Raw genomic sequence first — 12,983 nt, forward strand, 5'->3', positions numbered from 1 at the left:
GGCACGTGCGCGGTCCCGTTCTGGCCGGGCACGGCGGCGTCGTGCTATGGGCTCGTCCGAGACAGGGAGCAGAGCCGATGCCGGGCGCATTCGATCTGGATAAATATCTCGTGCGCATCGGCTATCGCGGGCCGCTGGCGCCGACGCTCGAGACGCTGGCCGGATTGCAGGCCGCCCATGTCGATGCGATCGCCTTCGAAGGCATCGATCCGCTGCTCGGCCGGCCCGTGAACATCGATCTCGCCTCGGTCCAGGCCAAGATCGTCGACGGCCGCCGCGGCGGCTATTGCTTCGAACAGAATGCGCTGCTGAAAGCGGCGCTGGAGGCGATCGGCTTTGCGGTGACGCCGCTCTCGGCGCGGGTGCGGTGGCGGCTCGATGCCGATGCGCCGCTGACGCCGCGCACGCACATGATGCTGAAGGTGGACCTGCCGGAGGGGCCTCATCTCGCCGATGTCGGTTTCGGCTCCTGCCTGCTCGATACGCCGCTGCAGATGGTTGCCGACATCGAGCAGCCGACCGCGATGGGTACGTTCCGTCTGACGCTGTCTGATGGGCTGTATTGGCTCGCGGCGAAGCAGCCGGCCGGCTGGCGCACGATGTATGTGTTTGATCTGGTGCCGCAGATTCATGCCGACTATGTGCTCGGCAACTGGTTCACCTCGACCAGCCCGTTGACGCCGTTCACCTCGATGCTGATCCTGGAGCGGTTGACGCGTGAGGCGCGCTACAAGCTGGTCAATCGCCGCCTGGTCATCGAAGCGCGCGATGGCGAGGTGAGGAGCGAACAGATCATCGAGACGCCCGAGACGCTGCGCAGCGTCATCGAGGAGGTGTTCGGGCTCACGCTGCCGGTGCCCGTCGATGTGATCTGGAAGCGCATCGAGAGCTGACGGGAAAGCGTCGCGATGGCCGGTGAGCTTCAGCTGGATTCCTATCTCGCCCGCATCGACTATCGCGGGCCGCTCGCGTCCGACCTGTCGACGCTCGCAGCGCTGCAGGCCGCGCATGTCGACGCGCTGCCGTTCGAGGCGCTCGATCCGCTGATGGGCCGTCCCGTCCATGTCGACCTGCGGTCCGTGCAACAGAAGCTCGTGCTCGGCCGCCGCGGCGGCTACTGCTTCGAGCAGAACGTGCTGTTCCAGGCGGTGCTTGAGGCGATCGGATTCAAGACCACCGGCCTGGCCGGCCGGGTGCGCTGGCGCTCGGCGCCGACCGATCCGCTCGGGCCGCGCCAGCACATGATGCTGCTGGTCGAGGTCGATGGCCGCCCGTATCTCGTCGATGTCGGCTTCGGCATCTGCATGATGGATGCGCCCATTCGTCTCGAGCTCGGACCCGAGCAGCAGACGCCGATGGGAACGTTCCGCGTCGGCACGTGGGACGGGCTCTATACGGTCAGCGCGAAGCAGCCGACGGGCTGGCGCATGATGTATGCGTTCGACCTCGCGCCGCAGATCCATGCCGATTATGTGCTCGGCAGCTGGTACACCTCGACCAGCCCGAACGTGCCGGCCACGCATACGCTGATGATGGAGCGTGTCGAGCCCGGCATACGTCACAAGCTGGTCACCCGCCGCTATCAGCGGCAGGCGCGCGATGGCGAAGTCGTCGAGGAGCGTGTGATCGAGAGCGCTGCCGAACTCGGCCGCGTCATCGACGAGATATTCCGGGTGACGCCGCCGGTGCCGGTCGAAGACATCTGGGCAAGGACCAAGGCCTGATCACTCTCCGATGACGCGAGTCAAAACGCGTATTCGCGTGATCAGCGCGGACATGATCACGCGCGAACTGCATTTGAATGGAATGCCGGCGCGGCCATTGTGCTTATCTTAAGAGTCGCAGCTTTAGGTTGCGGGAACCAAGGGGGCTCGCGGCGTCCTGCCGTCGAACAGTGGGGACCGTCCACATGGCTGACATCGTGATGCTCGCGGTGCGCGCAATCCTCGAAGGCACGCCCGCTGCCGAGCCGGGCCGCTGTCGCTGCACGCGGCCTCATCCCGCCTGACATCGGAGCCGCGCGAGGCGCGGCTCATCCGAGCTGGCCCGATGGCCAGAACGGGTGGGGGCTTCACGGTGACACGTCGACCCTGACGCTTCGACGCTCATCCGATCGATCATGGACCGTCGACCTGACCTGCCACTTCAGGCCGTGCGGAGATTCATGTCGAGGAAGCCCCCACCCCTTTTTTGTTTCACGTTCTGCTGACTGGATGCGATCTTGACCCAACAGTCGGTGCAAGCCCGTCCAGTTAGCGAAATAGGGTGTTCACGCCACGGCTCAGCGCGGCAGCTCGGTCTTGCCCATCAGGAACTTGTCGACGGCCTGGGCGCACAGGCGGCCCTCGCGGATCGCCCATACCACCAGGGACTGGCCGCGGCGCATGTCGCCGGCGGAGAAGACCTTCGGCAGCGAGGTCTGGTAGTCCGTCAGGTTGGCCTTGACGTTGCCGCGCGGGTCGAGATCGACGCCGAGGCTCTTGAGCAGGCCCTCATGCACCGGATGGACGAAGCCCATCGCCAGCAGCACCAGATCGGCCGCGAGCACGAACTCGGTGCCGGGAATCGGCTTGAACTGCGCGTCGACGCGGACGCAATGCAGCTTCTTGACCGCGCCGTTCTCGCCTTCGAACTTCTGGGTCAGCACCGCGAACTCGCGCGCCGCGCCTTCGGCCTGGCTCGACGACGTCCGCATCTTCAGCGGCCAGTTCGGCCAGGTCAGCGCCTTGTTCTCACGCTCCGGCGGCGCCGGCATGATCTCGAGCTGGGTCACCGACAGCGCGCCCTGGCGCAGCGAGGTGCCGATGCAGTCGCTGCCGGTGTCGCCGCCGCCGATCACGACGACATGCTTGCCGCCGGCCAGGATGTCGGTCGCGTTCACGGGCTCGTTGCCGACTCGGCGGTTCTGCTGCGGCAGGAAGTCCATCGCGTAATGGATACCGGTGAGATCGCGGCCGGGAATCGGCAGGTCGCGCGGGGCTTCCGCGCCGCCGGTCAGCGCCACCGCGTCGTAATCCTTCAGCAGCGACGTCGCATCGAGGCCGTCCTTGCCGCCGACATTGACGCCATAGTGGAAGGTAACGCCTTCGCCTTCCATCTGGGTGATGCGGCGGTCGATGATGCCCTTCTCCATCTTGAAGTCGGGAATGCCATAGCGCAGCAGGCCGCCGGCCTTGGCGTGCTTCTCAAAGACATGGACGTCGTGACCGGCGCGCGCCAGTTGCTGGGCGCAGGCCATGCCCGCGGGGCCGGCGCCGACGACCGCAATCTTCTTGCCGGTTTTCACAGCGGCGGGCTCCGGCTTCAGCCAGCCGTTCTCCCAGGCCTTGTCGACGATGGCGCATTCGATCGTCTTGATGGTCACCGGATTGTCGTCGATGTTCAGCGTGCACGACGCCTCGCACGGGGCCGGGCAGATGCGGCCCGTGAACTCGGGGAAGTTGTTGGTCGAGTGCAGATTTCGCGACGCCTCTTCCCAATTGCCGTTGTAGACGAGGTCGTTCCAGTCCGGGATCTGGTTGTTGACTGGACAGCCGGTGGTGCCCGGTGCGGCCGAGCCGGTGCCGTGGCAATAGGGAATGCCGCAATTCATGCAGCGCGCCGCCTGGTCGCGCAGCTCCTTCTCGGAGAGCGGTACCACGAACTCGTTGAAGTTCTTCAGACGCTCGGCAACCGGCGCGTACTTGCGATCGTGCCGCTCGATTTCGAGAAAACCTGTGACCTTGCCCATGACCTACGACGTCCCTTGTCATCGTTTCCGTCATTCCGGGACGGCGCGTTAGCGCCGGACCCGGAATCTCGAAGTTGTGGGGCGAGATCCCGGGTTCGCGCTTCGCGCGCCCCGGAATGACGCCGTCTCTCATTCGCTCCGTCATTGCGAGGAGTGTCAGCGACGAAGCAATCCAGACTTTCTCCTGGGCCCTGGGTTGCTTCCGCCTACGCCCCAAGGGGCTTCGGCGGACAAGTCGCTGCGCTCGCAATGACGCCTTGGTTGTGGCCTGCGCCTCAGGCCCCGATCGCGATCTTGGGCTCGGCGTCGGCGTTGGCGGCGAGCTCCTTCAGGGCACGGCGGTATTCGACCGGCATCACCTTGCGGAACTTCGGCGCATAGTCCTTCCAGTTCGCCAGGATGTCGGCGGCGCGCTTGGAGCCGGTCGCCTTGGCGTGGCGCGAGATCAGCACGTGCAGCCGCTCGACGTCGGACGCCAGCAGGTTCTTGAACACGTCGACCCGGCCATGCGCCTCGAGGTCGCCCATCTGGTGATAGGTGTCCTCTGCGATCATCTCCTCGGACAGCACCGGTTCGAGCTCGACCATCGCCATGTTGCAGTGCTTGTCGAAGTCGCCGGCCTCGTCGAGTACATAGGCGACGCCGCCCGACATGCCGGCCGCGAAGTTGCGCCCGGTCTTGCCGAGCACGACGACGATGCCGCCGGTCATGTATTCGCAGCAATGATCTCCCGCGCCCTCGACCACGGCGACCGCGCCCGAGTTACGCACCGCGAAGCGCTCGCCGGCGATGCCGCGGAAGAAGCACTCGCCGGAGATCGCGCCGTACATCACGGTGTTGCCGACGATGATCGATTCCTCGGGCACGATGCCGGAGTTGCGCGGCGGCTTGACGATGATGCGGCCGCCCGACAGGCCCTTGCCGACGTAGTCGTTGCCTTCGCCTTCGAGCTCGAAGGTGACGCCGTTGGCGAGCCAGGCACCGAAGGCCTGACCGGCGGTGCCCTTCAGGCTGACATGGATGGTGTCCTGCGGCAGGCCGGCATGGCCGTAGATCTTGGCCACCGCGCCGGACAGCATCGCGCCCGCCGAACGGTCGGTGTTGTTGATCTCGGCCTCGATCTTGACCGGCGCGCCACGGTCGAGCGCTGGCTTGGCCTGCTCGATCAGCTTGCGGTCGAGCACGGCCTCGAGGTGATGGTCCTGCGCCTCGGCGTGATGGATCTTCTGGCCCGGCGCCTCCTTCTGCTTGACGAACAGCTTGGAGAAGTCGAGGCCCTTGGCTTTCCAATGCGCCACCAGGCGGGACTGGTCGAGCATCTGGGTCTGGCCGACCATCTCATTGAAGGAGCGATAGCCGAGGCTCGCCATGATCTCGCGGACTTCCTCGGCGACGAAGAAGAAGAAGTTGATCACGTGCTCGGGCTGACCGGTGAAGCGCTTGCGCAGCACCGGGTCCTGGGTGGCGACGCCGACAGGGCAGGTGTTGAGATGGCACTTGCGCATCATGATGCAGCCGGCGGCGATCAAGGGGGCGGTGGCGAAGCCGAATTCGTCGGCGCCGAGCAGGGCGCCGATGACGACGTCACGACCGGTGCGGAAGCCGCCGTCGACCTGGACCACGATGCGGCTGCGCAGCCGCTCGCGCACCAGCGTCTGGTGCGTTTCGGCAAGGCCGATCTCCCACGGCGAGCCCGCATGCTTGATCGAGGTGAGGGGAGAGGCACCGGTGCCGCCCTCGAAGCCCGCGATCGTGACATGGTCGGCGCGCGCCTTGGCAACGCCGGCGGCAACCGTGCCGACGCCGACTTCGGAGACGAGCTTGACCGAGACCTGGCCGTCGGGATTGACGTTCTTCAGGTCGTAGATCAGCTGCGCGAGATCCTCGATCGAGTAGATGTCGTGATGTGGCGGCGGCGAGATCAGGCCGACACCCGGCGTCGAGTGACGCACCTTGGCGATGGTGGCGTCGACCTTGTGGCCGGGCAGCTGGCCGCCTTCGCCGGGCTTCGCACCCTGCGCCATCTTGATCTGCATCATGTCGGAGTTGACGAGATACTCCGTCGTCACGCCGAACCGGCCCGAGGCGACCTGCTTGATCGCCGAGCGCATGGAATCGCCGTTCGGCATCGGCTTGAAACGGTCGGCTTCCTCGCCGCCCTCGCCGGTGTTCGACTTGCCGCCGATCCGGTTCATGGCGATCGCGAGCGTGGTGTGCGCCTCGCGCGAGATCGAGCCGAAGCTCATCGCGCCGGTGGCGAAGCGCTTGACGATCTCCTTGGCCGGCTCGACCTCGTCGAGCGGGACCGGCTTGCGCTTGTCGTCCTCGGCCGACTTGATCCGGAACAGACCGCGCAGGGTCAGAAGCCGCTCGGACTGCTCGTTGAGCAGCCTCGCGAACGCCTGGTAGCGCTCCCTGGAATTGCCGCGCACGGCGTGCTGCAGCGTCGCGACCGACTCCGCGGTCCACGCATGGTCCTCGCCGCGGGTGCGGAAGGCATATTCGCCGCCGACATCGAGCGCGGTCTTGTAGACCAGCGCGTCGCCGAACGCGTCGCGGTGGCGGCGCGTGGTCTCCTCGGCGATCTCGGCCAGACCGACGCCTTCGATGCGGGTGTGGGTGCCGTAGAAGAACTTCTGCACGAACTCGGCCTTCAGGCCGACCGCGTCGAAGATCTGCGCGCCGCAATAGGACTGGTAGGTCGAGATGCCCATCTTCGACATGACCTTGAGCAGGCCCTTGCCGATCGACTTGATGTAGCGCTTGACGACCTCGTAGTCGCTCAGCGCGCCCGGCAGCTTGTCCTTGAGCGCGATGATGGTCTCGAAGGCGAGATAAGGATTGATCGCCTCTGCGCCGTAGCCGGCCAGGCAGGCGAAGTGATGCACCTCGCGCGGCTCGCCCGACTCCACCACGAGACCCACCGACGTGCGCAGGCCGGTGCGGATCAGGTGATGATGCACGGCGGCGCAGGCGAGCAGCGACGGGATCGGAATCCGGTCGGCCGAGACCATGCGGTCGGACAGGATGATGATGTTGACGCCCTCGCGCACCGCGGCTTCGGCGCGGCCGCAGAGATCGTCGAGCACCTGCTCGAAGCCGGCCGCGCCCAGGCTCGCATCGAAGGTGGTGTCGAGCGTGCGCGAGACGAAGTGGCTGTCGGACACTTGCGAGATCGAGCGGATCTTCTCGAGGTCCGCATCGGTCAGGATCGGCTGATGCACCTCGAGCCGCTTGGTCGAAGCGACGCCTTCGAGGTCGAACAGGTTCGGCCGCGGACCGATGATCGAGACCAGGCTCATCACCAGCTCCTCGCGGATCGGGTCGATCGGCGGGTTGGTGACCTGGGCGAAGTTCTGCTTGAAGTAGGTGAAGAGCAGCTTCGGCTTGTCCGACAGCGCCGAGATCGGCGTGTCGTTGCCCATCGAGCCCGTGGCCTCCTCGCCGGTCGCCGCCATCGGCGTCATCAGGATCGCGATGTCTTCCTGGCTGTAGCCGAACGCCTGCTGCCGGTCCAACAGCGGCAGGTTGGTGCGCGCGCCAGTGGTCGGCGCGTCCGGCAGCTTCTCGACCTGGATCTGTGTGCGCGCGAGCCACTCGGTGTAGGGATGGCTGGCGGCGAGCTGCGCCTTGATCTCGTCGTCCGGGATCAGGCGACCCTCCTCGAGATCGACGAGCAGCATCTTGCCCGGCTGCAGCCGCCATTTGGTGACGATCTGCTCCTCCGGAATCTTCAAGACGCCCATTTCGGACGCCATCACGATGCGGTCGTCCTTGGTGACGAGATAGCGCGCCGGCCGCAGGCCGTTGCGGTCGAGCGTGGCGCCGATCTGGCGGCCGTCGGTAAAGGCGATCGCGGCCGGGCCGTCCCACGGCTCCATCAGCGCGGCGTGATATTCGTAGAACGAGCGGCGCTCCTCGCTCATCAGCGGATTGCCGGCCCAGGCTTCCGGGATCATCATCATGACCGCGTGCGGCAGCGAGTAGCCGCCCTGCACCAGGAATTCGAGCGCGTTGTCGAAGCAGGCAGTGTCGGACTGGCCTTCATAGGAGATCGGCCAGAGCCGGCTGATGTCCTTGCCGAACAGCTCCGACGACACCGACGCCTGCCGCGCCGCCATCCAGTTGACGTTGCCGCGCAGCGTGTTGATCTCGCCGTTGTGCGCGATCATCCGGTAGGGATGCGCCAGCGACCAAGTCGGGAAGGTGTTGGTCGAGAAGCGCTGATGCACCAGCGCCAGCGCGCTCTCGAAGTCCGGCTCGTGCAGGTCGGCGTAGTACTTGCCGAGCTGGTCGGCCAGGAACATGCCCTTGTAGATCACGGTCCGGCACGACATCGAGCACGGATAATAGCCCGACATGCCGCGGTCGCGACGCTGATAGATCGCCTGCGAGATCGACTTGCGGAGGATGTAGAGCTTGCGCTCGAACTCGTCCTCGGTCTTGGCGGCGCCGTTGCGGCCGATGAACACCTGCATGCTGCGCGGCTCGGTCGGCTTGACGGTCACCCCCAGCGAGGAGTTGTCGGTCGGCACGTCGCGCCAGCCGAGCAGCACCAGGCCTTCGTCCTCGATCTGGTCGGCGATGATGCTCTTGATGACGTTCCGCCACGCTTCGTCGCGCGGCATGAACAGCGCGCCGATGGCGTATTCGCCCGGAGCCGGCAGCGTGAAGCCGAGCTCCTTCGCCTTGCGCGAGAAGAAGGCGTGCGGGATCTGCACCAGGATGCCGGCGCCGTCGCCGAAGCGCGGGTCGGCGCCGACGGCGCCGCGGTGCTCCAGATTGCAGAGGATGCTGAGCGCGTCCGCAACGATCTGATGCGACTTCTGGCCCTTGATGTTGGCGATGAAGCCGACGCCGCAGGAATCCTTCTCCTGGCTCGGGTCGTACAGACCTTCGGCTTCAGGGCGCCACGTATGCAGCTCGCGGGTGATCTCGGCCGGTTTCTCATGCGAATCCACAGCCAGCACCGCGCCGCCCAAAATTCCGTGCTCGACCTTCGATCCGCTCATATCCGTCCCCATAAATTATTGGTCAGGGCCTTCACCACAGTCCGTCCGGCGCACCCCGGGCGCTGCGCGGGCCCCTCTCCGGAGCCAACGCTCGTCCTTCTCAGCGAGCCGCATTTGCAGAATTCAGGCCAGTGTCCGGGGGACCATGTCCCCGCTGGACGACCGCGGCCTGTTCATGTCGCAGCGCCCTCAGGCGCCGTAACATCATTGCAAAGTCTCGGTCACCTTTGCAACGAAATTTTAGACAGCATTTCTGTCCTAAACCGCAAGATGCCAAACTTTAACCTATCACACAAGCACTGCGGAGTCCTGAGGTCCGGGCGCCGCAACACGCTCATTCCCCGGCAAATCTTCCGCTTCTGCCACTGACCGATCGATCCGGCCGGGCCGGCGATCACGCGCCGCGCTCGATTTTGAAACCTAACGCCCCGATCCCGCCCTGTCGCCGACCCAGGACCGCCGGAATCACGGCAGAACTTCCGCGGCACTTGAGAAGAAGCGAACAGCTTCACGTGCGGGGGCATGCAGGAGCTTTGAGCCATGAAGTTGCTAGTTGGAGTCGTCTCGGCCGCGTTGATCGCGCCGTTTGCCGCGCAGGCCGAGCCGTTGCCGCCACAGGGCGTCCGTGCGCCCTACACGGTGGTCTCCGATTTCGATACGCCTTATTCGGATCTGCCGCCGCCGGCCGTCGTGCCCGCACCGCCGCCGCGTTACGGCTACCGGCCGGGCCCTGACTACGGCTACCGCGACGAGCGCTATGTGCCGCCGGCGCCGGTCTACCGTCAGGACGGCTACCAGCAGGAGTATGGCTATGCACCGGCGTTCCTGCCGGTGCATGAGGTCTATGCGATTCTGCGCGACAACGGTTTCTCGCCGCTCGGCGCACCGCGCCAGCGCGGCAATGTCTGGGTCGTGGCGGTGCTCGATCGCCAGGGCGAGGACGGCAAGCTCGTGGTCGATGCGCGCTCCGGCCGCATCCTCCGCTTCGTGCCGGCGTTCCAATGGGGCGAGGAGTACGAGCGGATGCGCTATGAGCCGAGCCCGCGCGGCGGCCTCGACCGCCTGCCGCCGCCGAGCGTGATCCGGGCCGATCCGCGCCTGGTGCCGCCGATGCCGGCTGCGCCGCGCGTTGCCACCGCGGTGCCGGTCCAGCCGAAGGTGCCGACGCCTGCCGCACGGCCGAGTGCTCCGGCACCGCAGACCGCCGCGCTCAATCCGAAGCCGGCCGAGGCGGTCAAGCCGGTCGCGCCCAGCCCCGCGGACATCAAGCCGGCCGAGGCCAAGGCTTCATTGGCCAAGCCTTCAGAAGCCAAGCCTTCAGAAGCCAAGGCTTCAGACGCAAAGGCTTCAGACGCAAAACCCTCTGAGCCGAAGCCGGTGCAATCGGCCGCGGCCGCGCCGCAGACGACCGGCTCCGTCGCAGCGCCCACGGCGAAGCCCGTGCCCCAGATCCTGCCGACGGCAAAGATGCCGGCTGTACAGGGTTTGGAATAGAGGCAGTCAGACGGTCTGCCCGGCCGCTTGCCACCACCAAAGCTGTCATCGCCCGGCTCGACCGGGCGATAACGTAACCCCGGCATCTCGGTCAGTCACGACTGCCACGGCGACCTGGATGCCCGCTTTCGCGGGCATGACAGGTCGTTTGGAGCAGCCGATGAGATCCCAGCGCGATCGGTCGCACTACTCGTGCTGACCGGCGGCCTTCAGGATCAGATCAGCGATCTCCTTCGGATGCGACACCAGCGACAGGTGCCCGGCGTCGAGCTCGATCGTGGTCGCCTTCATGCGGTGGGCCAGGAAGCGCTCGAAATCCGGATCGATCGTCTTGTCCTGCTTCGACACCGCATAGAATGACGGCTTGTCGTGCCACGCCGCCTGGGTGGTGCGGTTGCCGAAGATCGTCGCCGCGGTCGGCCATTGCACCGCATAGAGCTCCTTCGCCGTCGTCGCATCGACACCATTGGCGAAGTCCTTCAGGAAGGCGTCCTCGTTGAGCTTGGTCTCGCCGTCGTGGTCGACGATGCCGGCGCGTGCCGGCGGTGTCGGATATTGCCCGGCGAGCTTGACGAAATCCTCGCCCGCATCGGGGGCCCGGGCCGCGACATAGACCAGCGCGCTGACCTTTGGATTGGTGCCGACATCGCTCACGACCGTGCCACCCCAGGAATGGCCGACCAGCACGGCCGGCCCATCCTGCTCGGCCAGGGCGCGGCGGGTGGCGGCCGCGGAGTCCGCGAGCGAGGTCAGCGGATTCTGCACGGCCGTGACCTTGAGGCCGGCCGCCTGCAGATAGGGGATGACCTTGGCCCAGCTCGAGCCATCGGCCCAGGCGCCGTGCACCAGCACGACGTTGTGGACCTTGGGCGGCTGCGCGGGCTCGGCGAGGGCGGGGCCTGCGGAGATCAGCAGCGCGGCGGCGCAGGTGAGGGTGCGAAGAAGGTCCATGTCACGGCTCCAAGCCCGGTTGACGCGAGGCGATCATTGGCGTCTTCGCGAGCTGAGAGCAGGCCGTTACCAGTGGTCACGATCGTTTGACTGCACTGCAGCGAGACATGAAAAAACGCCCCGGTTGCCCGGGGCGCTCCTATTCCAGAAATGAGGATGTGCTGTTATGCGGCGGCCTTCTCGGCCGAGCCTTCGATCACCGGCTGCTCGGCGGCCTGCGCGCCGGTCGAGATCGGAATCGAGCGGGGCTTCTTCGCTTCCGGAATCTCGCGTACGAGGTCGACGTGGAGCAGGCCGTTTTCGAGGCTGGCGTTCTTCACCACCACGTGGTCGGCGAGCTGGAACGAGCGCTCGAAGGCCCGGGCGGCGATGCCGCGATACAGCACCTCGGCCTTTTTGCCGTTCTCGTTGGCGGCCTTCTCGCCCTTGATCGTCAGCGTGTTTTCCTTCGCGACGAGGGAGAGCTCATCCTTGCCAAAGCCGGAGACGGCGACGGTGATGCGGTAAGCGTTCTCACCGGTGCGCTCGATGTTGTAGGGCGGATAGCCGGGGGTGGGCTCGGCGGTGGCCTGGTCGAGCAGCGAGAACAGACGGTCGAAACCGACGGTGGAACGATAGAAGGGGGTGAGGTCGTAGGTACGCATGGTCAAAGTCCTCCATTGAGCGACTGTTGGCTAACCCGCCCGCCATCGGGCCGGGCTGTCGTGCAGCCTGACGCGGCCTGCACGATCTCGATATGGGCCGGACGTTTCGACCTTCAAGGGCGCCCAAGACCGGCTCTTTTTGCCGTTCCACCCCTTGATTCCCGCTGCCTTTCACCTATTCGATGGGCGCCTCATGACGCTCGTCTCGATTCCCGCCAATCCCGTTCCCGAAAACGTTACTGCCGGCACCATCAAGACCCCTGATGGCGCCGAGCTGCGCTTTGCGCGCTGGGCGCCGCCGGCCGGGCGCAAGGGCACGGTGTGCGTGTTCACCGGCCGTAGCGAGATGATCGAGAAGTATTTCGAGACGGTGCGCGATCTGCGCGATCGCGGCTTTGCGGTCGCCATCATCGACTGGCGCGGCCAGGGCCATTCGTCGCGGCGCCTGCGCGATTCCCGCAAGGGCTATGTGCGCTCGTTCTCCGACTACGAGACCGACGTGGAGACCTTCGTCACGCAAGTCGTGCTGCCGGATTGTCCGCCGCCTTATTTCGCGCTGGCGCATTCGATGGGCGGCACGGTGATGCTGCGGCTCGCACATGCCGGCAAGCGCTGGTTCGATCGCGTCGTGCTGTCGGCGCCGATGATCGACCTTCCGGACAGCCGCACCGCGCTGCCGGCGCGGCTGTTGCTGCGGGCGATGCGCATCGCCGGACAGGGCGGCCGCTACGTGCCGGGCGGCAACGACGAGATCAGCGGGCTGGCGCCGTTCGTCAACAATCCTCTGACCTCCGATCCGGTCCGCTATGCCCGCAACGCCGCGATCCTCGAAGAAGATCCGACGCTCGGCATCGCCTCGCCGACGGTGGCCTGGGCCGATTCCGCCTTCTCGGCGATGATGACCTTCCGCGGCATGACCTATCCCTCCCAGATCCGCCAGCCGATCCTGATGCTGGCGGCGTCCAGCGACACCGTGGTGTCGACCGCGGCGATCGAGGAGTTCGCCTATCATCTGCGCGCCGGCTCGCATCTCGTCATCGCCGGTGCGAAGCACGAGATCCTGCAGGAGCAGGACCGCTACCGCTCGCAGTTCTGGGCCGCGTTCGACGCCTTCGTGCCGGGCACGCCGCTGTTCGGGTGAGCCGTCCTGCC

The 12,983-nt window shown here is 66.2% G+C and carries 8 protein-coding genes; 4 read left to right on the top strand and 4 right to left on the bottom strand.

Translation table 11 applies throughout. The features are described from left to right. Positions 1–77: 77 nt before the first annotated feature. Both QX048_RS34505 and QX048_RS34510 read left to right on the top strand, forming a co-directional pair. Entirely contained in the window at positions 78–893 is an 816-nt protein-coding gene (locus tag QX048_RS34505) for an arylamine N-acetyltransferase (protein WP_315716552.1), read from the top strand. 15 nt (positions 894–908) lie between these two features. After that, on the top strand, positions 909–1,724 hold the full coding sequence (locus tag QX048_RS34510; RefSeq protein ID WP_315825445.1) for an arylamine N-acetyltransferase: 816 nt from the start codon (positions 909–911) through the stop codon (positions 1,722–1,724). 557 nt (positions 1,725–2,281) lie between these two features. Here QX048_RS34510 and QX048_RS34515 read toward each other — a convergent pair. After that, a complete protein-coding gene (locus tag QX048_RS34515) occupies positions 2,282–3,730 on the bottom strand; it encodes a glutamate synthase subunit beta (protein WP_315716554.1) in 1,449 nt (482 codons plus the stop codon). Between the two features lie 275 nt (positions 3,731–4,005). Then, positions 4,006–8,742, bottom strand: coding sequence for a glutamate synthase large subunit (gene gltB / locus QX048_RS34520; protein ID WP_315716555.1), 4,737 nt, complete (start codon positions 8,740–8,742; stop codon positions 4,006–4,008). A gap of 540 nt (positions 8,743–9,282) precedes the next feature. On the opposite strand from gltB, the gene QX048_RS34525 reads away from it, so the two are divergent. Beyond that, positions 9,283–10,236: a hypothetical protein gene (locus QX048_RS34525; protein ID WP_315825444.1), complete on the top strand. Its 954-nt coding sequence runs from the start codon at positions 9,283–9,285 to the stop codon at positions 10,234–10,236. A 186-nt stretch (positions 10,237–10,422) separates the two neighbouring features. Here QX048_RS34525 and QX048_RS34530 read toward each other — a convergent pair whose 3' ends face one another. Both QX048_RS34530 and QX048_RS34535 read right to left on the bottom strand, forming a co-directional pair. Next, on the bottom strand, positions 10,423–11,187 hold the full coding sequence (locus QX048_RS34530) for an alpha/beta hydrolase (RefSeq protein WP_315825443.1): 765 nt from the start codon (positions 11,185–11,187) through the stop codon (positions 10,423–10,425). Positions 11,188–11,351: 164 nt separating this feature from the next. After that, positions 11,352–11,831, bottom strand: a complete 480-nt coding sequence (locus tag QX048_RS34535) for an Hsp20 family protein (protein ID WP_315716558.1) — start codon at positions 11,829–11,831, stop codon at positions 11,352–11,354. Positions 11,832–12,024: 193 nt separating this feature from the next. Here QX048_RS34535 and QX048_RS34540 point away from each other — a divergent pair, with 193 nt between their 5' ends. After that, complete coding sequence (locus tag QX048_RS34540; RefSeq protein WP_315825442.1) at positions 12,025–12,972, top strand: alpha/beta hydrolase; 948 nt, start codon at positions 12,025–12,027, stop codon at positions 12,970–12,972. The last annotated feature ends 11 nt before the right edge of the window (positions 12,973–12,983 follow it).

Source organism: Bradyrhizobium sp. SZCCHNS30572 (assembly GCF_032484415.1).
Taxonomy (GTDB): domain Bacteria; phylum Pseudomonadota; class Alphaproteobacteria; order Rhizobiales; family Xanthobacteraceae; genus Bradyrhizobium.